Source organism: Lysobacter sp. GCM10012299, assembly GCF_042649405.1.
Classification (GTDB): Bacteria; Pseudomonadota; Gammaproteobacteria; order Xanthomonadales; family Xanthomonadaceae; genus Lysobacter_J.
In genome coordinates this window covers 1-21,685 of record NZ_JBHRZC010000010.1, presented here as the reverse complement: position 1 = coordinate 21,685, position 21,685 = coordinate 1, and the positions used below count along the sequence as shown (strand labels likewise).

Below are 21,685 nucleotides of genomic sequence, written 5' to 3'. Positions count from 1 at the left end.
CATGACCTACAGCCACCTCAACGACTACCCGGCCGACATCCGCGAACGCGCGGCGCGCATCCGCCTGGCCTGCTTCGACGTGGACGGCACGCTGACCGACGGCCGCCTGTTCTTCGACAGCGAGGGTCGCGAGCTCAAGGCGTTCCATGTCCACGACGGCCAGGGCCTGGTGCTGCTGCGCAAGTCCGGGATCACGGTGGCCTTCGTCACGGCCCGTGCCAGCGAAGTGGCACAACGTCGTGCCGCCGACCTCGGCATCGCCGAGGTGCACACCGCCGTCGCCGACAAACTCGCCTGCGTGCGCGACATCGCCGCGCGCATGGGCATCACCATGGACGAAGTGTCGTTCATGGGCGACGACCTGCCGGACCTGCGGGTCATGCTGCAGACCGGCCTCGCCGTCGCCCCGGCCAATGCCCATCCCTGGGTCGCCGGTCGCGTCCATTGGCGCACCAGCCTGCGCGCCGGCCATGGCGCGGCGCGCGAACTGTGCGACCTGCTGCTGGCCGCGCAAGGCCACGCCGAAACCCTGCTTTCCCAGGTCAGCCAGGTGGAAGGCGTGCGCGTAGAGGGCAATGCATGACCCGGCGTGGCGTGGCGATCTTCGTGTTGCTGCTGATCGGCGCGGTGCTGAGCACCTGGGCCCTGTGGTCGCAGCGCGACCACGACACGGTGGCGGGCGGCGGGTCCGATCGGCCCGATTACACCCTGCACGATTTCGAACTGACGGTACTCGACGTGCAGGGCAAGGAAGCGTTTACGCTGATCGCACCGAAGATGGAGCGCGATCCGAAGGTCAAGACGCTGGACATCGCCACGCCGCTGTTCGTCATTCCGCCCAAGGCCGGCAGCAAGGCGACCCCATGGGAAGTGCGCTCGCAGACCGGCTGGGTCAGCGAGAAGGGCGAAGAAGTGCGACTGCGCGGCGGCGTCAAGGCCCAGAGCACCAATGCCGACGGCAAGCCAGTCAGCATCGTGACTGACCACCTGAACGTCTTCCCCGACGGCAAGCGCGCCACGTCCACGGCAGCGGTAACGGTCACCCAGCCGGGCTTTATACTGAACGGCCAAGGGCTGGAAGCCGATCTAGATGCCAAGCGCATCCTCCTCAAATCCAACGTCAAGGCCCGCTATGACCGCAGTGTTCGCTAGCCTGCAGGCGCTGAATGTCCCGGCCGCCGCGCTGGCGGCTGCGCTCGCGACCCTGCTGGCACTGGCTCCGCCCAGCGCGCAGGCCCGTACCAGCGACCGCAACAAGCCCATGGACATCGACGCTGGCAGCAGCGACTACTCGATGGACGACAGCCGCCCGACCACGCTCAGCGGCGGGGTGATCATCACCCAGGGCACGCTCGATATCCGCTCCAGCCAGGCCGTCATCCACTCCAGCGGCGGCGACCCCGTCCGCGCGGTGCTGACCGGCTCGCCGGTCACGCTCAAGCAGGAGCTGGACGACGGCAAGGCCATGGACGCGAAGGCCAACAAGGTCGATTACGACCTCAAGTCCGAGATCGTGGTGTTCACCGGCGGCGTCAACATCCAGCAGCCCAGCGGCTCCATCGCCGGCGAACGCGTGGTCTACAACATGAAGACCGGCCAGGTGCAGGGCGGCGGCCAGGATGCCGGCCGGGTCAAGATCCGGATCATGCCCAAGAACGCGCAGGGAGGCGGCTGATGCTGGTCGCCCAGGGGTTGCGCAAGGCCTATCGTTCCCGCGAGGTCGTCAAGGATTTCGCTCTTACCCTGGATGCCGGCGAAGTCGTCGGCCTGCTCGGCCCCAACGGCGCCGGCAAGACCACCTGCTTCTACATGATCGTCGGCCTGGTCCCGGCCGATGCCGGGCAGATCGTGCTCGACGGCAAGGACATCACCTCCGAGCCCATGTATGCGCGCGCCAAGTACGGCGTCGGCTACCTGCCGCAGGAGCCGTCGGTGTTCCGCAAGCTCAGCGTGGCCGACAACATCCGCCTCGTCCTGGAACTGCGCGAGGACCTCGACAAGGCCGGGCGCGAGCGCGAGCTGGCCAGCCTGCTGGACGAACTGCAGGTCAACCACGTCGCCGACCAGATCGGCGCCAGCCTCTCCGGCGGCGAGCGCCGACGCGTCGAGATCGCCCGCGCGCTCGCGGCCAAGCCGCGGCTGATGCTGCTTGACGAGCCCTTCGCCGGCGTCGACCCGATCTCGGTCGGCGAGATCCAGCGAATCGTGCGCCACCTCAAGAATCGCGGCATCGGCGTGCTCATCACCGACCACAACGTTCGCGAGACCTTGGGTATTTGCGATCGGGCGTATATTCTCAACGAAGGTGGCGTGCTCGCGCAGGGAGCACCCGACGCGCTGCTTGCAAATCCCGACGTCCGACGCGTTTATCTGGGTGAAACCTTCCGACTGTGATGTCCTGTCTGTGATGTCCGGTCATTGAAGGATGTGGTGCGCGGAACGCGCATCGCGACGAACGCGGCACGGCCGTCGACCTCCCCCGGTCGCGTTAGTCTCAGACAATGAAGCCCCGCCTCCAAGCCGCACTCGGACAACAGCTGGTGATGACACCGCAGCTGCGTCAGGCGATCCGCCTGCTGCAGTTGTCGGCAGTCGAGCTTGAAGCTGAACTGGCGGCGGCAGTGGAAAGCAATCCGCTGCTCGACTGGACCGAAGTCGCGATCAGCGTCACCAATGGCAACGGCGCAAGCGATTCGTCGTCGCATGAAGACTCCCCCACCGAGCACCTGCCGCCCGAAGCCGAATGGGGCAGCAACGATGGCGAGCCGTGGTACGAGCGCATCGGCCCGGCCGACAGCGATGACGACGCGCCGGTCGCCGAGCAGGTCGCCGAATCCGACACGCTGCACGACCACCTGTTGTGGCAGCTGCACCTGAGCCCGCTGTCGCCGCGCGACCGCCTGATCGGCGTGGCCCTGATCGAGGCCATCGACGACGACGGTTACCTGCGCGAACCGCTGGACTCCATCGCCGCCTCGCTGGCGCCGTCGGTCGAGGCCAGCGAAGAAGAAATCACCACCGTGCTGCACCAGGTTCAGCAGTTCGACCCGGTCGGCGTCGGCGCCCGCAGCCTGGGCGAATGCCTGCGGCTGCAGCTGGCGCAGTTCGCCAGCGAGACGCCGGGCAAGGCACTGGCCCATCAGCTGGCCAATGGCCCGCTGGAGCGGCTGCCCAAGGTCGGCGTCGCCGGCCTGGCCAGCGAAATGCGCCTGGACCTGGGTGAAGTCGAAACCGCCGTGCACCTGCTGCGCTCGCTCGACCCGCGCCCCGGCGCGCAGATCGGCGCGATCGCCAGCGACACCTACATCGCCCCGGACCTGGTCATCTGGCGCCAGCACGGCCTGTGGCGGGTTGCGCTGGCCGACGGCATGCGCCCGCGCATCGCGATCCATCGCGGCTACGAAAGCATGGTCCGCCACGCCAGCGGCACCGACGCGAGCTACCTGCGTGGCCACCTGCAGGAAGCGCGCTGGCTGCTCAAGAGCCTGGAAGCGCGCGGCGAGACGCTGATCAAGGTCGCGCGCTGCCTGCTCAAGCAACAGGCGGCGTTCCTCGAATTCGGCGACAGCGCGCTGCGGCCGCTGACGCTGCGCGAGGTCGCGGGCGAAGTCGGCCTGCACGAATCCACCGTTTCGCGCGCGATCGCCCGCAAGTACGCACGCACGCCGCGCGGCACCATTCCGCTGCGCGCGTTCTTCGCCTCGGGCATCGACACCGGCGCCGGCGGCGAGGCCTCCAGCACGGCCATCCAGGCCATGATCCGCCGCCTGATCGAAGCCGAGAACCCGCGCAAGCCGTTGTCGGATGCGCGCCTGGCCGAAACGCTCAAGGCAACAGGCGTGCCAGTGGCGCGGCGCACGGTCGCCAAGTACCGCGAAGCCATGAGCATCCCCTCCTCGCAGGATCGTGTGCGCATGGGCTGAAGCTGGCCCGAGCGGGTCGGCTGAACCGAGGCGCACGCGTTAAAACGCCGTGCACGTTGCAGCACGGTTTACGCTTTCGGCCAAAAACATCGACGGATCAAGGCCTTCCGGGCCACATTGGCCAAACTGTGGACGCCGGCCACTTGCACATCGCACCGGTCGTGCCATCCTGTCTTCCCGTTGCGACGTAAAGGAGGTCTCCGATGCGTATCGAAACCTACGGCCAGCAGATCGAAGTCACACCGGCACTGCGTGACTACGTCGAAAGCAAGCTGGCCCGACTGGAACGGCATTGCGAACAGGCTTTCGACGTCCGCACACAGCTCAGCCTCGACAAACCCAATCATCGCGCCAAGGCCACGGTCAACATCGCCGGCCGCACCCTCCACGCCGACGCCGCTGCCATCGACATGTACGCAGCGATCGACCTGCTATCCGACAAGCTCGACCGGCTGCTGAAGGAACACCGCAGCAAGGTCGTGGACCACCACCGCGGCGAAAGCGCTGCACGCAGCGACAGCTTCGGCTGACACCCTTCCTACTCCATGCCCCTGGACGAATCGTTGAGCGCGGCCGCGGTCGCGCACGCAGTCGAGCACACCTGGTCCAGCACTCCTGTCCGCGCGGGCGCACGGCGCCCGCCGGGCAGCACGCCCGATTTCCGCGCCTGAGGCCCGCATGAGCACCAGCATCAGCGCAGGGGAACTGTTCGACCAGCAACGCGATCGACTCAGCCTGCGCTGGCTTGCCGGCCAGGGGGGCGACCGGCGCGTGCTCGAAGCGGTCAACACCGTGGCACGCCGGCCATCGCTCGCCGGCTATCTCAACGCGATCTATCCGAACAAGGTGCAGATCCTCGGCACCGAGGAACTGGCCTGGCTCGACGCGCTCGACTCGCGCCTGCGCTGGGAGACGATCGAGAAGATCATCCAGTTCCGTCCACTCGCGCTGGTCATCAGCAAGGACCAGGCCTGCCCGGAGGACCTGCGCATCGCAGCGCAGGAAAGCCAGACGCCGCTGTGGGTCTCGCCGCGTCGTGGCCACGAACTGCTCAACCACCTGCAGTACCACCTTGCGCGCACGCTTGCGCCACGGGTGACGCTGCACGGCGTCTTCATGGAGATCTACTCCATCGGCGTGCTGATCACCGGCGAATCGGGCTCGGGCAAGAGCGAGCTGGCGCTGGAACTGGTCACGCGCGGCCATCGCCTGGTCGCCGACGACGCGCCGGAATTCACCCAGATCGCACCGGACGTGCTCGACGGCACCTGCCCGGAAATGCTGCAGGACCTGCTCGAAGTACGCGGCCTGGGCGTGCTCAACATCCGCCAGATGTTCGGCGACACCGCGGTCAAGAACAACAAGTACCTGCGACTGATCGTGCACCTGGCCAAGCCGATGACCGAGCCCAAGCCCATGGGCATCGAGCGCCTCACCGGCGACAGCGGCGTGCGTCGCGTGCTCGACCTCGACGTGCCGATGATCACCCTGCCCGTCATGCCCGGCCGCAACCTGGCCGTGCTGACCGAAGCGGCGACGCGGCTGCACAGCCTGCGCATGAAGGGGCTCGATCCGGCGGCGGCGTTCATCGCACGCCACAGCAATTTCCTCGAACGCGGCGATTCGTGACGCCGCGCCACACCATACAAAGACCACCCAACCCATGAGCGAAACACCCACCCCCTCCCTGGTCATCGTCAGCGGCATGTCCGGATCGGGCAAGTCAGTGGCGCTGCGGACCTTCGAGGACATGGGCTACTTCTGCGTCGACAACCTGCCGGCCGACCTGCTGCCGCAGTTCGTCGCCAGCGTGCAGCGCGCCGACGACGGCGCACCGGCCAAGCTCGCCGTCAGCATCGACGTGCGCAACCGCCACAGCGACCTGAGCAACATCCCCGAATGGTTGTCGGCGGTGGGCGCGCTCGGGCTCGATCCGAAGCTGGTGTTCTTCGACGCCAGCGACTCGACCGTGCTCAAGCGCTATGCCGACACGCGTCGTCGCCATCCGCTGAGCCACCTGGGGCTGTCGCTGGCCGACGCGATTTCGCTGGAACGCCAGGTGCTCAAGCCGTTGCGCTCGATCGCCGATGCGGTGGTCGACACCAGCGAACTCAACGTACACCAGCTGCGCCGGCAGGTGATCACCGAGTTCTGCATCGGTGGCGATACCGGCATGTCGCTGTTGTTCGAATCGTTCGCCTATCGCCGCGGCGTTCCGGCCGATGCCGATTTCGTGTTCGATGCGCGGGCGCTGCCCAATCCGCACTGGGATCCGGTACTGCGTCCTCTGTCCGGGCGCGATGCCTCGATCCGCGCCTATCTGGAAGCGCAGCCGGACGTGAACCTGTTCGCCAACCAGATCAGCCAGTTCCTCGACACCTGGCTGCCGCGGCTGCATGTCGACAGCGCGCGCAGCTACGCGACCATCGCGTTCGGTTGCACCGGCGGCCGCCATCGCTCGGTCTACCTGGCGGAACGCCTCGCCGAACATGCGCGCGCACAGGGTTGGGAAGAAGTTGCGGTGCACCACCGCGAACTGGACTGACGCGGCCTTGCGGCCGATTGCCGTGAATCCTTCCTGACTTCGCGTCGCTGCGGGCTTTCGCATCACGAAATATTTGCAGCTTGCTTGCATCTGGCTTGCGTGCATGCGGTTAGGGTTGGGGTGCGTTGCAAGGCAGCGCTCCTCCACCACGGAGAATGCCCATGCGAACCCAGTCCGTTCGAACCATGTCCGTGCGAAGCCGCGCGCTTCCACTGGTCCTTCTCGCCGTGCTCGCCGCGCCGGCGGCGCTTGCCCAGCGCACCGAACCGCCGACGACGACGCCACCGCCCGACAAGCCCATGGACACGACGCCGAAGATGATGAGCTTCCGCGACATGGACGTGAATGCCGACGGCAAGGTCAGCAAGGACGAAGCAGCCGTCGATGCCAGGCTGACCAGCCAGTTCGCCAAGGCCGATCGCGATGGCGACGGTCAGCTTTCCGAAACCGAATACGCCGCCAGCCAGGGTGGCGCAAGCCAGTACTGACCAAGGAGGCAATCCATGAGATCGACCCTCTCCCATCGCTCCTACCCGATCGCTGCCGCCCTCGCCCTGGCGCTCACGTCCGCGCTGGCCCTGGGTGGCTGCCAGAAGACCGAGACCACCACGCCCGTGCCCGTGGAGACACCGCCCCCGGCCGAGCCGCCGCCGCCGGATACGTACACGCCGCCGGCCGACACCACCCCGCCGGCGACGACGACACCGGAGTCAGGCGCGCCCACGCCACCGCCGGTGGAAGGCCAGGAGACGCCTCCGAAGGACGACACCACCCCGCCGTCGAAGTGATGCCCCCTCACCGATGGCGCCCACGCGGTCGCTCAGGCGATCGCCCACCGCGGCCCGCAGCGATGCGGGCCGCTTCTTTTGCTGGCGAGCGCTTCCGGCCCGTCACCCGCCTCTGCTAACTTGGCGACATGGCCGTCGGCATCCTCCTGATCACCCATGAAGGCATAGGCAACGCGCTGATCGCGGTGGCCGGGCGGCTCATGCGTCCGTTGCCGCTGCGGACCGAGGCACTGGAGGTCCCGTTCGACGGCGACCCCGACGCCCTGCTGCCACTGGCGAGCGCCGCATTGCGCCGCGTCGATGGCGGCGAAGGCGTGCTGGTGCTGACCGATCTTTACGGCGCCACGCCGAGCAACCTCGCCGCCAAGGTCGCCCGCCTGGGCACACCGGTCCGGCGCGTGTCGGCACTGAGCCTGCCGATGCTGCTGCGGGTAATGAACTACGCCGACCTGACCCTGGACGAGCTGCCGGCCGTGGCCGCCGCCGGTGCGCGCAACGGCGTGATCGTGGATGAAGCATAGGACGCCATCTTGAGCAGTACCCAGGAGCAGTACGAAATGGAATGGCTTCGGCAGAGCAAGCGTGACCTGGCCCGGCGGGATCGTAACGGGCGCGTGACCGGATCGAGGAATCGGCGATGATCGAACACGAACTGACCGTCACCAATCGCCTCGGCCTGCATGCGCGCGCGACCGCCAAGCTGGTGCAGGCGCTGTCGGGCTTCCGCAGCAGCGCCACGCTTACCGCCAAGGGCCGCGAGGTCAACGCCAAGAGCATCATGGGGGTGATGCTGCTTGCTGCCGGCCAGGGCACCCAGGTCAAGCTGCGGGTCGAAGGCGAAGACGAAGCCAGTGCCGCGCAGGCGGTGGTTTCGTTGTTCGAGCGCCGCTTCGACGAAGACAGCTGACGCCCCGTCGCACCACCGGAGTAAAGGAATGAGGCAGGAGTTCAACGGACACGGTGCATCGCGCGGAAGCGCCCTCGGCCGCGCCCGTGTCCGCCTGCCGCACGTGCTCGAGGTGCTCGAGGAGCACATCCCGGCCAAGGCGGTCGAAGCCGAAGTCGCGCGCCTGCATGCCGCCATCGCCACCGTCCGCGGCGAGATGTTCGCGCTGCGCGAGCGCCTGCATGGCGCACTGGCGCACGAGGTCGGCGAGTTCCTCGACCTGCACAGCCTGCTGCTCGACGACCCGGAACTGCTCAACGGCCTCGACGAGCTGATCCGCACCGGCCGCTACTCCGCCGACTACGCGCTGCGCCTGCAGCGCGACCGCATCGCCTCGGTCTTCCAGGCCATGGATGATGCCTACTTCCGCAGCCGCGTCGACGACATCGACCAGGTCATCGGCCGCGTCCATGCCGCCCTGCATCGCCACGACAACGGCATCTCCGGTGTCGCCGGCGAAATCCTGGTCACCGACAACGTCGCCCCGGCCGAGCTCGTCCAGCTGCAGGCGCAGGGGGTGATGGCCATCATCACCACCAGCGGCAGCGTGCTCTCGCACAGCGCGATCCTGGCGCGCAGCCTGCACCTGCCCTATGTGGTCGGCGCGGCGCAGGCGCTGCAGAAGATCAACGACGGCGACGTGCTCGCCGTCGACGGCGCCACCGGGCGCGTGGTGCTGGAGCCCGACGCCAACGACCTGCGCTCGCATCGCGGCCGCGTGCGCGAACTTGCGCGCGAACGCAAGCAACTGCATCGCCTGCGCCGCGAGCCCACGCGCACCCTCGACGGCGTCGACATCAAGCTGTTCGCCAATGCCGAGTCGCGTGACGACGTGGCCGAGGCGCACGCGCTGGGCGCCGCCGGCGTCGGCCTGTACCGCACCGAGTTCCTGTTCCTGCAGCGTAACGAACTGCCGGACGAGGAAGAGCAGTTCCGCGTCTACCGCGATGTCGTGCTCGGCATGACCGGACGCACGGTGACCATCCGCACCCTCGACCTGGGCGCCGACAAGGCCGACCGCACCGGGCTGGCCCTGCGCGACGAACCCAACCCGGCACTGGGGCTGCGTGGCGTGCGGCTGTCGCTGGCGCGTTCGGGCCTGCTCGAGTCGCAGTTGCGTGCACTGGTGCGCGCGTCCGGTTACGGCCCGCTGCGCATCCTGCTGCCGATGATCAGTTGCCGCGAGGAAGTGCGCGCGGTCCGCAGCCTGCTCAAGCGCGTGACCACGCAGCTGCGCGAGGAAGGCCACGAAGTCGCCGAGCAGGTGCCCCTGGGCGCGATGATCGAAGTGCCCGCTGCGGCCATCGCACTGCCGACCTTCATCGGCTCGGTCGATTTCCTGTCGATCGGCACCAACGACCTCGTCCAGTACCTGCTTGCCGCCGACCGCAACAACGAGGCGCTGACCAACCTCTACACGCCGCTGCATCCGGCGGTGATCCGCCTGATCCGCGACGTCATCCGCCTCGGCGAGAAGCGCGGCAAGCCGGTGGCGGTCTGCGGCGAGATGGCCGGCGATCCGCATTTCGCGCCGATGCTGCTGGCGCTGGGCCTCACCGAGTTCAGCCTGCATCCGGCGACGCTGCTGGAACTGCGCCGCACGATCCGCCACTGCAGCCTGGCCCAGCTGAAGGCCAATGCAGCGTCGCTGCTGCGCGCGCGCGATCGTTCGGCCATCGAAGAGTGGATCCACGGCAACGCCCCTTCGCATCGGCCCTGACGTCCTTCGATCACATCCTTCCACCTGGCCTTGCCGATGACACGGCCCGCTCGGGCTGTGCTTTATCGCCTTCAGGGGCGATAATGCGCGCCATGAACACCTAGCCCTGTCGCGCCATCGTGGTGCGATGCGCCACCGGAAGCCCCGCATGGCCGAAGCCGTCCGCCACGACAAGACCGCGCGCCAGCTGCGCCTGCTTTCCGATGCGCTCGACAGCGGTCGTCTGGGTCCGGTGCGCCGGCTGGTCAACACCCTCTCCCCCGCCGAGATCGGCAACCTGCTCGAATCGCTGCCGCCGGCCAAGCGCACGATCGTGTGGGGCCTGGTCGATGCCGAGGACGACGGCGAGGTGCTGGTCCACGTCGGCGATGAAGTGCGCGAGAGCCTGCTGGCGGAGATGGACCCGGACGAGATCATCGCCGCGGCCTCCGAGCTGGAAATCGACGACCTTGCCGACCTGGTCGAAGACCTGCCCGACACGGTCATCGACGAAGTCCTCAAGTCGATGGACCGCGAAAACCGCGAGCGGCTCGAGCAGGTGCTGTCGTACCCGGAGGACACCGCCGGCCGCCTGATGAACCCCGACGTGGTGACGGTGCGAACCGACACCACCGTCGACGTCGTGCTGCGTTACCTGCGCCTGCGCGGCGAGCTGCCCGAGCACACCGACCACCTGTACGTGGTCAGCCGCCGCCACCAGTACCTGGGCCGCCTCGCGCTGGCCGCGCTGCTGACGCACGACCCGGGCACGCCGATCAACAAGCTGATCGACGACGAGCAGGCCGCCATCGACGTCGAGGAATCGGCGAACGAGGTCGCGCGCAAGTTCTCCGACCATGACTGGCTCAGCGCGCCGGTGGTCGACGAGAACAACATCCTGCTCGGCCGCATCACCATCGACGACGTCGTCGACATCATCCGCAACCAGGCCGAACACCAGGCCCTGAGCGCGGCCGGCCTGGACGAGGACGAAGACCTCTTCAGCCCGGTCTGGCGCGCGATGCGGCGGCGCCTGATCTGGCTGTCGATCAACCTGGGCACGGCATTCCTGGCCGCCAGCGTGGTCGGCGAATTCGCCGACACCATCGACAAGCTGGTGGCGCTGGCGGTGCTGATGCCGATCGTCGCCGGCATGGGCGGCAACGCCGGCACGCAGGTGCTGGCGCTGATGGTGCGCGGCCTGGCCCTGGGCCAGGTCGGCGCGGCCAACGTGCGCACGCTGCTGTGGAAGGAAGCGCGCGTGGCACTGCTCAACGGCTTGGTGCTGGGCACGCTGCTGGCGCTGATCGTGCTGCTGTGGTTCCACAGTGTCGGGCTTTCGATCGTGATCGGCATCGCCCTCACGCTCAACCTGCTGTTCGCGGCGGTGGCGGGCGTGCTGGTGCCGGTGACGCTGCGACGCGCGGGATTCGATCCGGCGCTGGCCAGCGGCATCTTCCTGACCACCGTCACCGACGTCATGGGCTTCTTCACTTTCCTCGGCCTGGCGACACTCATCCTGCTGCGGTAGCGTTCGCGGCGGCATTCCCTGCTCCGCTTTCTCCGGAGGCTTGTCGATGTCGAACGTTTCCCGCGTGCTCGTCCTGCTGCTCCTGGCCATGACGGCCGCGTGCGTGCACCGGCCGGCGCGTGAAGCCAGCGGCCGTTTCGTCGAGCGCGAACTGCAGATCGACGGCGCCACGCATCGCTACCAGGTGTTCGTCCCGTCGGCACAGGCCGGTGGCCGCCATCCGCCGGTGCTCCTGTTCCTGCACGGCTCCGGTGAGCGCGGCAACGACAACCAGAAACAGGTGCAGGTCGGCCTCGGCCCGTACCTGCGCAAGCACCTGGTGGATTTCCCGGCCATCGTGGTGTTCCCGCAATCGCCTGAGGGTCAGTCCTGGGACGGTGCCAACGCGCGCATGGCCCTGGCCGCGCTCGATGCGAGCCTTCGCGAGTTCGACGGCGACCCGCACCGCATCGTCCTGACCGGACTGTCGCGTGGCGGCTACGGCGCTTACGAACTGGCGTTGATGCAGCCGCTGCGATTCGCCGCGCTGGTACCGGTCTGCGGCGGCATCACGCAACCGCCGGGCGTGCCCGAGCATCTTCAGGTCGAGGGCGTGGCGCAGGCGCCGGACCCGTTCGCGGCGGCGGCGCAGCGATTGCAGCATCTGCCGATGTGGCTGTTCCACGGCGCCAACGACGAGGCGGTCACGCCGGACCAGTCACGGCACATGGCCGAAGCGCTGCGCCGCGTTGGCGCGGATGTGCGCTACAGCGAAATGGCCGGCGTGGGGCATGACGTGTGGGATCCGGCGTATGCGATGCCGGAGCTTTGGACTTGGATTTGGGCCCAGAGGCGCTGAGTCCTTCGACTTCGGCGCTTTGCGCCTACGCTCAGGACGAACGGTTCACTTCCTCCGGACACCGTTCGTCCTGAGCGTAGCGCAGCGAAGTCGAAGGAAGGATGCCCTAGCCGCGCAGCAGCGCTTCCAGCACCGCCATCCGCACCGCCACGCCGTTGCCGACCTGGCGCAGGATCAGCGACTGCGGGCCATCCGCTACTTCGTCGGTGATCTCGACGCCGCGATTGATCGGGCCCGGATGCATCACCACCGCGTCGCCCGCAGCGCGCTTGAGGCGGCTGGCAGTCAAGCCGAAATCGCGGTGGTAGTCGTCGAGCGAAGCGATCAGGCCTTCTTCCATGCGCTCGCGTTGCAGGCGCAGCATCATCACCGCGTCGACACCTTCGAGCGCGGCATCGAGGTCGTGCGAGACATTGCAGCCCTGCAGCGTGCCGTCGTCCGGCAGCAGCGGGGCCGGTCCGCATACGCGGATGTCACCGGTGCCGAGCGTGCGCAGTGCCTGCAGGTCCGAACGGGCGACGCGCGAATGCTTGACGTCGCCGACGACCAGCACCTTCAGCTTCGAGAAGTCGGCGCCCTTGGCCTGGCGCAGCGTCAGCATGTCGAGCAGGCCCTGGGTCGGGTGCGCGCTGCGGCCGTCGCCGGCGTTGACCAGCACGGTGCCGTCGTTGACGTGCGCGGACAGCCCGGCCACCGCGCCATCGTCCTGGTGGCGCACGACGAAGCCGCGCACGCCCATGGCCTCGAGGTTCTTGAGGGTGTCGAGCGCGGTTTCGCCCTTGCGCGTCGACGACGTCGAGGCGTCGAAGTTGAGCACGTCCGCACCCAGGCGCTGCGCGGCGAGCGTGAAGCTCATGCGCGTGCGCGTGGAGGGTTCGAAGAACAGCGTGCACACGGCGATGCCATCGAGCGCGCGGCGGTCGTAGTGGCCTTCGGCAAAGGCCTGCGATCGAACCAGCAGCGCATCGAGCACGCCGCGTTCGAGGTCTTGCAGGGTCAGCAGGTGGCGCGGCAGGTGCGTGTGCGGTGCGTTCATGGATTGGAATGGGGAAGTTCGGAAAGATCGAGGGCGTCGTCCGGTGCGGCCAGCCAGCGCTCGATGATGACCGCCGCCGCCACCGCATCCAGCGCCTCGGCATCGCGGCGGCGCTTGCGGCCCTCGGCACGGTCGGAGGCGAAGCGTTGCGCGGCCTCGATCGAACTCATGCGCTCGTCGACCAGCACCACCGGCAGCCCGTAGCGTGCGTGCAGTTCGCGGGCGAAAGCATGGGCGCGAATGCGGATCGGCTGGTCGCCACCGTCCAGGCTCATCGGGTCGCCGACGATCAGGCCATCGGGGCGCCATTCGGTGCGCAGCCTGTCTATGGCGGTCCAGTCGGGGCCATGGCCGTGCACGTCGATCACTGCCAGGGCGCGTGCGCCGTGGCCGAAGGCGCTGGCGACGGCCACGCCAATCCGGCGTGCACCGACGTCAAAGCCGAGCACGGTGCCGTCGCGCCGGATCGGTGACGCCTTGTCCGCGGTGCCCGCCATCAGGCGTGCCCGGAGTAATCGGCCAGGTAGGCGAAATCGACGCCGATGCGCCCGGCTGCGGCCTGCCAGCGCGCGTCCAGCGGCAGTTCGAACAGCAGCTCGGGATCGGCCGGTGCGGTCAGCCAGTCGTTCTCGGTCAGTTCCTGCTCGAGCTGCCCGGAGCCCCAGCCGGCGCAGCCCAGCGCCACGATGGCGTTGTCGGGGCCGTCGCCCCGCGCCATGGCTTCGAGGATGTCGCGCGAGGTGGTCAGGAACAGCCGCTCGGTGATCGCCAGCGTGGAGTCCCACTGCGAGCCGCCGTCGTGCAGGACGAAGCCGCGCTCGGGATGGACCGGGCCGCCGGCAAGGACGATCTGCGACAGCAGGGAGGGATCGCCGCCTTCCAGGCCCATCTGGCCGAAGACTTCGCCCAGCGTGTACTCGGACGGGCGATTGACGACCAGCCCCATCGCACCGTCGGAATCGTGCTGGCAGATCAGGGCGACGCTGCGGGCGAAGTTGGAGTCGGCCAAGGCCGGCAACGCGATCAGCAGCTGGTTGGCAAGTGGCGTGGGAGTCACTGACATGGCCAACATTCTAGCCCGCGTTGCGCGATGCGTGCCGCACCGTCGCGGGCGTAGGATGGCGACTTTCCCTGTCCACGCCGTGCCGCCGCCATGACAGCTTCGAATCCGACCGCTCCGCACTCCACCCGCCTGCGCGTCCTCGCCGTGGCCTGCCTGGCCGGGCTCGCCCTGGCCGCCTGCAAGCCCCAGGCCCCGCAGGAGCCGGCCAAACCGGCCGCGCAGGCTGCACCGGCGGCCGCCGCCTCCGGTTACGCCGCTGCCCACGCCGGCGATTACGCGGTGGTGCCGCTCAAGGCCGACCTGTCCGGCTTCGACGATTCCGGCAAACGCATGATCGCCAAGCTCGTCCAGGCCAGCAAAGTCATGAACGACATCTACTGGAAGCAGTCCTGGGACGGCGACCGCGCCGCCCTGCTCGCGCGCGCCCCGGATGCGGGCACGCGCGAACTGGTCGAGGTCAACTTCGGCCCCTGGGACCGCCTCAACGAAGACACGCCGATCATCGATGGCGTCGGCCCGCGCCCGCCCGGCGGCCCGTTCTATCCGGCGGACATGACCAAGGCGGAGTTCGAAGCGGCCACGCTGCCCGACAAGACCTCCAACTACACGCTGCTGCGCCGCGTTGACGGCAAGCTCGTCACGGTGCCCTACCACGAGGCCTACAAGGCCGACCTCGAGCGTGCCGCCGCACTGCTGCGCGAGGCCGCCACGCTGAGCGCGGACAAGTCCTTCGCCGATTACCTGACCAGCCGCGCCAAGGCCCTGCTCGACGACGACTTCCGTCCCAGCGACATGGCATGGATGGACATGAAGACCAACCCGGTCGACATCGTGATCGGCCCGATCGAGACCTACGAGGACCAGCTGTTCGGCTACAAGGCCGCCTACGAGGGCCTGGTGCTGGTCAAGGACGTGGAGTGGAGCAAGAAGCTCGCCCGCTTCGCCAGCTTCCTGCCGACCCTGCAGAAGGGCCTGCCGGTGGACGACAAGTACAAGGCCGAAGTGCCCGGCTCGGCGGCGGACCTCAACGCCTACCAGGTCGTCTACTACGGCGGCAACGCCAACGTCGGCGCCAAGACCATCGCCATCAACCTGCCCAACGACGAGGAAGTGCAGCTGGCCAAGGGCACCCGTCGCCTGCAGCTGGAGAACGTGATGAAGGCGAAGTTCGACGCCATCCTCACCCCGATCGCGAAGGAACTCATCGCCTCCGACCAGCTCAAGCACGTCACCTTCGATGCGTTCTTCGAGGACGTGATGTTCCATGAGGTCGCGCACGGCCTGGGCATCAAGAAGACGCTCGACGGCAAGGGCACGGTCGACGAGGCGCTGAAGGAATACTCGTCCAGTTTCGAGGAAGGCAAGGCCGACATCCTCGGCCTGTACATGATCGATGCGCTCAGCCGCAAGGGCGAACTGGAAGAGAGCAAGCTCATGGACGGCTACGTGACTTTCCTCGCCGGAATCCTGCGCTCGGTGCGCTTCGGCGCCAGCGACGCGCACGGCAAGGCGAACATGGTTCGCTTCAACTTCTTCGCCGAGCAGGGTGCCTTCAGCCGCGATCCGGACGGCCGTTATCGCGTCGACTTCGAGAAGATGCGCGCGGCGATGAACGCGCTCAGCGCCAAGCTGCTCAAGGTGCAGGGCGATGGTGACTACGCCGAGGCCAAGCGCATGACCGAGACGCTGGGCATGATCAAGCCGGAACTGGCGGGCGACCTTGCGCGACTGAAGGACGCGAAGATCCCGGTGGACATTCGCTTCGAGCAGGGCGTGGGCGTGCTGGGGCTGGAGCAGTTCGCAGCGGGCAAGCCGTAAGCGATGTCCGGCTACTGCGACTACGCGCCGGGCCACCCGCTGCATGGGCCTTACCACGACCACGAATACGGCTTCCCGCAGCGCGACGATGCCGTGCTGTTCGAACGCCTGGTGCTGGAAATCAACCAGGCCGGGCTGAGCTGGGAAACCATGCTGCGCAAGCGCGAGGGTTTCCGCAGCGCCTATGACGGCTTCGACGTGGACAAGGTGGCCGCCTACGGCGAGGCCGATCGTGCGCGCCTGCTCGAGGATGCGGGGATCATCCGCAACCGGCTGAAAGTCGATGCGGCGATCCACAACGCCAAGGTCATCCAGGAGCTGCGCGCTGCACATGGCAGCTTCGCGCAGTGGCTGGACGCAAACATGTCCATGGACGGCAAGCGTCGCGACAAGGCCGACTGGGTGAAGCTGTTCAAGAAGACCTTCCGCTTCACCGGTGGCGAGATCACCGGCGAGTTCCTGATGAGCCTGGGCTACCTGAAGGGTGCACACCGCGACAGTTGCCCGGTGCAGGCGAAGATCATCAAGCTCAAGCCACCGCTGGACCCGCCCTGGCGCCGGTAGCCCGGGTAAGCAACGCGCACCCGGGAGTCCGCCAGCCACCCGGGTGCGCTTCGCTTACCCGGGCTACGCACCACCCTCCCCGTAGCCCGGGTAAGCGAAGCGCACCCGGGATGGATAGCCGGCCTGCAACAAAAAAGCCGGGCAATGCCCGGCTTTTTCGTGCGACACCATCGCGGCGATCAGCGCACTTCCGCGACCTCGATGCCGTCCATGCCTGCCGCCAGCGTCCGGGCGTCGCCGCCCTGGGCCAGCTTGATGCGCAGGCGCACTTCGTTCTGCGAGTCGGCGTAACGCAGGGCGTCCTCGTAGCTGATCTCGCCGGCCTGGTACAGCTCGAACAGGCTCTGGTCGAAGGTCTTCATGCCCAGCTGCACGGACTCCTTCATCACTTCCTTGATCTTGTGGATCTCGCCGTCGCGGATGTAGTCCTGCACCAGCGGCGTGCCGAGCAGGATTTCCATCGCCACGCGCCGACCCTTGCCGTCCGGCGTCGGGATCAGCTGCTGCGCGACCACGCCCTTGAGGTTGAGCGACAGGTCCATCAGCAACTGCTGGCGGCGGTCTTCCGGGAAGAAGTTGATGATGCGGTCCATCGCCTGGTTGGCGTTGTTGGCGTGCAGCGTGCACAGCACCAGGTGGCCGGTTTCGGCGAAGGCGATCGCGTGGTCCATGCCCTCGCGGGTACGCACCTCGCCGATCATGATCACGTCCGGCGCCTGGCGCAGTGTGTTCTTCAGCGCCGCATCCCAGCTGTCGGTGTCGATGCCGACTTCGCGCTGCGTGATGATGCAGCCCTCGTGCTTGTGCACGAACTCGATCGGATCCTCGATGGTGATGATGTGGCCGGTCGAGTTGAGGTTGCGGTAGCCGATCATGGCCGCCAGCGAGGTCGACTTACCGGTACCGGTCGCACCGACGAAGATGATGATGCCGCGCTTGGTCATCGCCAGCGTCTTGATCACCGGCGGCAGGTTGAGCTCCTCCACCGTCGGGATCTTGGTCTCGATCCGGCGCAGCACCATGCCGACCTGGTTGCGCTGGTAGAAGCAGCTGACGCGGAAGCGGCCGACGCCGGCCACGCCGATGGCGAAGTTGCACTCGTGGGACTTTTCGAACTCCTCGCGCTGCTGCGGCGTCATCACGTTGAGGACGAGGTCGCGGCTTTGCTGGGGCGTCAGCGGGTTCTGGGTGATCGGCGAGATCTTGCCGTGGACCTTCATCGACGGCGGCATGCCGGCGGTGATGAACAGGTCCGACGCCTTCTGGTGCGCCATCAGCTTGAGGAACGAGGTGAAATCGATGCTGCCGCCGGTAGTGCTGCTCATGCTTACTCCAGTGCCGACGGCCTCCCCGGCTCGTGCGGCGTGTGACTGACAAGACTGCCCTCACCCTGGCCGCCTGCGGCGGCCTGTCCCCCTCCCGCGAACGGGAGAGGGGTATGGCTTTTATTCGAAAAGACGCTTGTCCTTGGCGTACTCGCGCGCCTGCGGACGCAGGATCAGGCCGCGCTTGACCAGGTCCTGGAGGTGCTGGTCGAGCGTCATCATTCCGTACTGCTGGCCGGTCTGGATCGACGAGTACATCTGCGCGACCTTGTCCTCGCGGATCAGGTTACGGATCGCCGGGATGCCGACCATGATTTCCCAGGCCGCGGTACGACCGCCGCCAACCTTCTTCAGCAGCGCCTGCGAGATCACCGCGCGCAGCGACTCCGACAGCATCGAGCGCACCATCGGCTTTTCGCCGGCGGGGAACACGTCGATGATTCGGTCGACGGTCTTGGCCGCCGAGGAGGTGTGCAGGGTGCCGAACACCAGGTGGCCGGTTTCCGCGGCGGTCAGCGCCAGGCGGATGGTTTCCAGGTCGCGCAACTCGCCGACGAGGATGTAGTCGGGGTCTTCACGAAGGGCCGAGCGCAGCGCCTCGTTGAAGCCGTGCGTGTCGCGGTGCACCTCGCGCTGGTTGATCAGGCACTTCTGCGAGGTGTGGACGAATTCGATCGGGTCCTCGACGGAGAGGATGTGGCCGTATTCGTTCTTGTTGATGTGGTCGATCATCGCCGCCAGCGTGGTCGACTTGCCCGAACCGGTCGGGCCGGTCACCAGGATCAGGCCCTGCGGCTGGTCGATGAGCTCGCGGAAGATCGGCGGGCAACCCAGGTCGTCCAGGGTCAGCACTTCCGAGGGAATGGTACGGAACACCGCACCGGCGCCGCGGTTCTGGTTGAAGGCGTTGACGCGGAAACGCGCCAGGCCGGGAATCTCGAAGGAGAAGTCGACCTCGAGGAACTCTTCGAAGTCGCGGCGCTGCTTGTCCGACATGATGTCGTAGACCAGCGCGTGCACTTGCTTGTGGTCGAGGGCCGGGATGTTGATGCGGCGCACGTCGCCGTCGACCCGGATCATCGGCGGCAAGCCCGCAGACAGGTGCAGGTCGGATGCTTTGTTCTTTACCGAAAACGCCAGAAGTTCGGCGATATCCATGCGTGCTCCCCTGCACTGCCACTGGAAAAACAGACTTGAAGATCAGTACCTTGAACACAGGGCCTTGCAGCGCCCCGTAGTGGAACCAAACTACCCCTGCGCCGCAGTATAGCCCCCTAACCTCGCCATCTTTCCAGCACTTTAGACAGGAATTGAGACGTGCGCGCCAGCGCTCTGCAGGACATGCAACTCAAGCTTGAGAACGCGGCGGAGGCCTCCGGACGGCCAGTGCCGCGGCTGCTCGCCGTCAGCAAGACCCAGGATGCGACGGCCGTCGCGGAATTGGCCGCCGCCGGCCAGCACGCCTTTGGCGAGAACTATGTGCAGGAGACCGCGGCCAAGCAACCGGCATTGGCCGCGCTGGGCCTGGAATGGCACTTGATTGGCCATTTGCAGTCCAACAAGGCCAGGGAGGCCGCCACCCTGTTCGACTGGGTCCAGACCGTCGACCGGGCCAAGCTGGTCACTGCCCTGGCCCAGCATCGCGCCGACGACCGTCCACCCTTGAACGTGCTGATCCAGGTCAACATCGACGACGAAGCCAGCAAGCATGGCTGCCAACCCGGCGACGTGCCGGCCCTGGCAGACGCCATCGCCGCCCAGCCGCGACTGCGCCTGCGCGGGCTGATGGTGATCCCCACGCCCCACCCCGATCCCGAGCAGCGGCGCGGCGCGTTCCGCCGCACCCGGGCGCTGTTCGAGGCCCTGCGTGCCGCGCACCCGGGCGTGGATACGTTGTCGATGGGAATGAGCGACGACCATGCCATCGCGATCGCCGAAGGGGCGACCATGGTGCGCATTGGCACGGCGCTGTTCGGCGCCCGGCCGAGGCCGGCCTGAGGCCTTGCTATCCTCGATGACCGGCACCGACCGTCATTCGCCCTCTTCCCCCGCATGCCCCAGATCGAATCCACCACCACACCCGACGCCCCCGGCGCCATCGCCTTCATCGGCGGCGGCAACATGGCGCGCAGCCTGATCGGAGGCCTGATCGCACGCGGCCAGCCGGCCGATGGCATCCACGTCGCCGAGCCCGCCGATGCCTTGCGCCAGGCACTCGAGCGCGACTTCCATGTCCAGGGGTTCGACAACGCCGCCGAAGCCGCGGCGGGTGCCGATGTCTGGCTGCTCGCGGTCAAGCCGCAGGTGATGGCGGGCGTCTGCGCCGAGCTTGCCGGAATTGCACAGGCGCGGCGGCCGCTGGTGATCTCGATCGCGGCCGGCATCACGGCGGCCCAGCTGGACGGCTGGCTGGGCGGCGGCCTGGCGGTGGTCCGGGCGATGCCCAACACGCCGGCCCTGCTCGGCGTCGGCATCACCGGCCTGTTCGCCAACGACCAGGCCGATGGCCACCAGCGCGACCACGCCGCCGGCCTGCTCGATGCGGTGGGCCCGACGGTCTGGATCGATGACGAAAGCCGCATGGACGCCGTCACTGCCGTGTCGGGCAGCGGCCCGGCGTATGTGTTCCTGCTTGCCGAGGCGATGCAGGCGGCCGGTGTCGCCGAAGGTCTGACGCCGGAAGCCGCACGGGCGCTGGTGCAACAGACCCTGCTCGGTGCGGCCACGATGCTCACTCGCCTTGAAGAACCGGCCGACGTGCTGCGTGCGCGGGTGACCTCCCCCGGCGGCACCACCCAGGCCGCGATCGAAACCTTCGAAGCCGGCGGCTTCCGCGAGCTGGTCGCGCGCGCGATCGCCGCCGCCACCGAGCGCGGCCGGCAGTTGTCGGCAGCCCACCATTGATTGCCTGAGGAGTCTTCGCATGCGCATTGCCCCCCTCATTGCGTTGCTGGTCGCCGGCCTCGCCGGCTGCAGTGGCAGCGCTCCGCCGCCGGCCACGCCAGCCGCCCCTGCTGCGCAGGGTGAAGCCATCAGCCGGGTCGGCGACGTCAGCGTCCGCGCCAACGCGATGCAGACCTCGGCGTTGTCGCCGGCCGTGGCCAGCCAGTACGGCATCAGCCGCGCCGACAACACGGTGATGTTGCTGGTCGCCGTGCGCCAGGGGCCTGAAGCGCAGGAAGTCGCATTGCCGGCGCGCATCACCGCCACCGCGACCGACCTGCGTGGCCGTCGCCAGACCATCGAGATGCGCGAATTGCGCAGTGGCGATCTGCTCGACTACATCGGCACGGCAGAAGCAACGCCGCCGGACACTCTGCGTTTCGACGTGACGGTCGTGCGCGAGAACGGTGCGACGTCGACGATGCAGTTCCCCCGGGATTTCTATCCGCGCTGAGCCAGGTAACCGTCCCCCCTGTCACCGTCATCCCGGCGAACGCCGGGATCCAGGCCGATAACCCGTCATCCCGGCGAAAGCCGGGATCCATCTTGACGCTGCCTTGGTGCCCAGGCTTCGGAGCGGCGTCGTCCGCAGGGGCGGGGAGTGCTCCGTCCCGCGGACGACATCCTGTCTTTACGCGGGACGCGGGACATCCATGTCCCGCTGCT

General features: G+C 67.7%; 25 protein-coding genes. 20 read left to right on the top strand and 5 right to left on the bottom strand.

Annotated elements, in window-relative coordinates:
• Nucleotide 1 precedes the first annotated feature (1 nt).
• The 15 genes from ACFOPO_RS17955 to ACFOPO_RS17885 all read left to right on the top strand — a co-directional run bounded on the left by ACFOPO_RS17955 (nt 2) and on the right by ACFOPO_RS17885 (nt 12,270).
• Nucleotides 2-583 carry a KdsC family phosphatase gene (locus tag ACFOPO_RS17955; protein ID WP_386705044.1) on the top strand — a complete coding sequence of 194 codons (582 nt, stop codon included), beginning with the start codon at nt 2-4 and terminating at the stop codon, nt 581-583.
• Nucleotides 580-1,152 carry an LPS export ABC transporter periplasmic protein LptC gene (lptC, locus tag ACFOPO_RS17950; RefSeq protein WP_386705043.1) on the top strand — a complete coding sequence of 191 codons (573 nt, stop codon included), beginning with the start codon at nt 580-582 and terminating at the stop codon, nt 1,150-1,152. Before ACFOPO_RS17955 ends, lptC begins: the two co-directional genes overlap by 4 nt.
• Entirely contained in the window at nt 1,133-1,675 is a 543-nt protein-coding gene (gene lptA, locus ACFOPO_RS17945; protein WP_386705042.1) for a lipopolysaccharide transport periplasmic protein LptA, read from the top strand. The genes lptC and lptA overlap by 20 nt, the downstream gene beginning before the upstream one ends.
• Nucleotides 1,675-2,394, top strand: a complete 720-nt coding sequence (gene lptB, locus ACFOPO_RS17940; protein WP_386705041.1) for an LPS export ABC transporter ATP-binding protein — start codon at nt 1,675-1,677, stop codon at nt 2,392-2,394. The genes lptA and lptB overlap by 1 nt, the downstream gene beginning before the upstream one ends.
• Nucleotides 2,395-2,501: 107 nt before the next feature.
• A complete protein-coding gene (locus ACFOPO_RS17935; RefSeq protein ID WP_386705040.1) occupies nt 2,502-3,923 on the top strand; it encodes an RNA polymerase factor sigma-54 in 1,422 nt (473 codons plus the stop codon).
• A gap of 203 nt (nt 3,924-4,126) precedes the next feature.
• Nucleotides 4,127-4,453, top strand: a complete 327-nt coding sequence (hpf, locus tag ACFOPO_RS17930) for a ribosome hibernation-promoting factor, HPF/YfiA family (RefSeq protein ID WP_158734200.1) — start codon at nt 4,127-4,129, stop codon at nt 4,451-4,453.
• Nucleotides 4,454-4,601: 148 nt separating this feature from the next.
• Nucleotides 4,602-5,552, top strand: coding sequence for an HPr(Ser) kinase/phosphatase (gene hprK, locus ACFOPO_RS17925; protein ID WP_386705039.1), 951 nt, complete (start codon nt 4,602-4,604; stop codon nt 5,550-5,552).
• A gap of 34 nt (nt 5,553-5,586) precedes the next feature.
• Nucleotides 5,587-6,468 (top strand): RNase adapter RapZ, encoded by an 882-nt coding sequence (rapZ, locus tag ACFOPO_RS17920; RefSeq protein ID WP_386705038.1) that lies wholly within the window; start codon nt 5,587-5,589, stop codon nt 6,466-6,468.
• A 185-nt stretch (nt 6,469-6,653) separates the two neighbouring features.
• Nucleotides 6,654-6,956: a hypothetical protein gene (locus tag ACFOPO_RS17915; RefSeq protein ID WP_386705037.1), complete on the top strand. Its 303-nt coding sequence runs from the start codon at nt 6,654-6,656 to the stop codon at nt 6,954-6,956.
• Between the two features lie 15 nt (nt 6,957-6,971).
• Nucleotides 6,972-7,256: a hypothetical protein gene (locus ACFOPO_RS17910; protein ID WP_386705036.1), complete on the top strand. Its 285-nt coding sequence runs from the start codon at nt 6,972-6,974 to the stop codon at nt 7,254-7,256.
• 128 nt (nt 7,257-7,384) lie between these two features.
• Nucleotides 7,385-7,777, top strand: a complete 393-nt coding sequence (locus tag ACFOPO_RS17905; protein WP_200604284.1) for a PTS sugar transporter subunit IIA — start codon at nt 7,385-7,387, stop codon at nt 7,775-7,777.
• A gap of 116 nt (nt 7,778-7,893) precedes the next feature.
• Nucleotides 7,894-8,163, top strand: coding sequence for an HPr family phosphocarrier protein (locus ACFOPO_RS17900; RefSeq protein WP_386705035.1), 270 nt, complete (start codon nt 7,894-7,896; stop codon nt 8,161-8,163).
• A 28-nt stretch (nt 8,164-8,191) separates the two neighbouring features.
• Complete coding sequence (gene ptsP, locus ACFOPO_RS17895) at nt 8,192-9,922, top strand: phosphoenolpyruvate--protein phosphotransferase (protein ID WP_386705034.1); 1,731 nt, start codon at nt 8,192-8,194, stop codon at nt 9,920-9,922.
• A gap of 148 nt (nt 9,923-10,070) precedes the next feature.
• A complete protein-coding gene (gene mgtE, locus ACFOPO_RS17890) occupies nt 10,071-11,432 on the top strand; it encodes a magnesium transporter (protein ID WP_200604281.1) in 1,362 nt (453 codons plus the stop codon).
• Nucleotides 11,433-11,478: 46 nt separating this feature from the next.
• Nucleotides 11,479-12,270 carry a phospholipase gene (locus tag ACFOPO_RS17885; protein ID WP_386705033.1) on the top strand — a complete coding sequence of 264 codons (792 nt, stop codon included), beginning with the start codon at nt 11,479-11,481 and terminating at the stop codon, nt 12,268-12,270.
• Between the two features lie 106 nt (nt 12,271-12,376).
• Here ACFOPO_RS17885 and ACFOPO_RS17880 read toward each other — a convergent pair whose 3' ends face one another.
• Genes ACFOPO_RS17880 through ACFOPO_RS17870 form a run of 3 tightly spaced genes read right to left on the bottom strand, consistent with a single transcriptional unit; the run spans nt 12,377 to nt 14,369 of the window.
• Nucleotides 12,377-13,306, bottom strand: a complete 930-nt coding sequence (locus ACFOPO_RS17880) for an aspartate carbamoyltransferase catalytic subunit (protein WP_386705032.1) — start codon at nt 13,304-13,306, stop codon at nt 12,377-12,379.
• Nucleotides 13,303-13,803 carry a Holliday junction resolvase RuvX gene (gene ruvX, locus ACFOPO_RS17875; RefSeq protein WP_386705031.1) on the bottom strand — a complete coding sequence of 167 codons (501 nt, stop codon included), beginning with the start codon at nt 13,801-13,803 and terminating at the stop codon, nt 13,303-13,305. The genes ACFOPO_RS17880 and ruvX overlap by 4 nt, the downstream gene beginning before the upstream one ends.
• A complete protein-coding gene (locus ACFOPO_RS17870; RefSeq protein WP_386705029.1) occupies nt 13,803-14,369 on the bottom strand; it encodes a YqgE/AlgH family protein in 567 nt (188 codons plus the stop codon). Before ACFOPO_RS17870 ends, ruvX begins: the two co-directional genes overlap by 1 nt.
• Before the next feature lie 90 nt (nt 14,370-14,459).
• Between ACFOPO_RS17870 and ACFOPO_RS17865 the strand changes: the two genes are divergently transcribed.
• Together ACFOPO_RS17865 and ACFOPO_RS17860 are read left to right on the top strand one after the other, a co-directional pair.
• Entirely contained in the window at nt 14,460-16,187 is a 1,728-nt protein-coding gene (locus ACFOPO_RS17865; protein ID WP_386705027.1) for a Zn-dependent hydrolase, read from the top strand.
• Between the two features lie 3 nt (nt 16,188-16,190).
• On the top strand, nt 16,191-16,751 hold the full coding sequence (locus tag ACFOPO_RS17860) for a DNA-3-methyladenine glycosylase I (RefSeq protein WP_386705026.1): 561 nt from the start codon (nt 16,191-16,193) through the stop codon (nt 16,749-16,751).
• Between the two features lie 179 nt (nt 16,752-16,930).
• Here the strand turns inward: ACFOPO_RS17860 and ACFOPO_RS17855 are convergent, their stop codons facing one another.
• Both ACFOPO_RS17855 and ACFOPO_RS17850 read right to left on the bottom strand, forming a co-directional pair.
• Nucleotides 16,931-18,076 (bottom strand): PilT/PilU family type 4a pilus ATPase, encoded by a 1,146-nt coding sequence (locus tag ACFOPO_RS17855; protein WP_386705024.1) that lies wholly within the window; start codon nt 18,074-18,076, stop codon nt 16,931-16,933.
• A 120-nt stretch (nt 18,077-18,196) separates the two neighbouring features.
• Nucleotides 18,197-19,234, bottom strand: a complete 1,038-nt coding sequence (locus tag ACFOPO_RS17850; protein ID WP_386705023.1) for a type IV pilus twitching motility protein PilT — start codon at nt 19,232-19,234, stop codon at nt 18,197-18,199.
• A 183-nt stretch (nt 19,235-19,417) separates the two neighbouring features.
• Here ACFOPO_RS17850 and ACFOPO_RS17845 point away from each other — a divergent pair, with 183 nt between their 5' ends.
• From ACFOPO_RS17845 to ACFOPO_RS17835, 3 genes are read left to right on the top strand one after another with little or no spacing between them, the layout of a single operon-like run.
• The gene (locus tag ACFOPO_RS17845) at nt 19,418-20,074 is read left to right on the top strand and encodes a YggS family pyridoxal phosphate-dependent enzyme (RefSeq protein ID WP_386705087.1); all 657 of its coding nucleotides are present in this window, start codon (nt 19,418-19,420) and stop codon (nt 20,072-20,074) included.
• A 54-nt stretch (nt 20,075-20,128) separates the two neighbouring features.
• Nucleotides 20,129-20,980: a pyrroline-5-carboxylate reductase gene (gene proC, locus ACFOPO_RS17840; protein WP_386705022.1), complete on the top strand. Its 852-nt coding sequence runs from the start codon at nt 20,129-20,131 to the stop codon at nt 20,978-20,980.
• 19 nt (nt 20,981-20,999) lie between these two features.
• Complete coding sequence (locus ACFOPO_RS17835) at nt 21,000-21,473, top strand: DUF4426 domain-containing protein (protein ID WP_386705020.1); 474 nt, start codon at nt 21,000-21,002, stop codon at nt 21,471-21,473.
• The last annotated feature ends 212 nt before the right edge of the window (nt 21,474-21,685 follow it).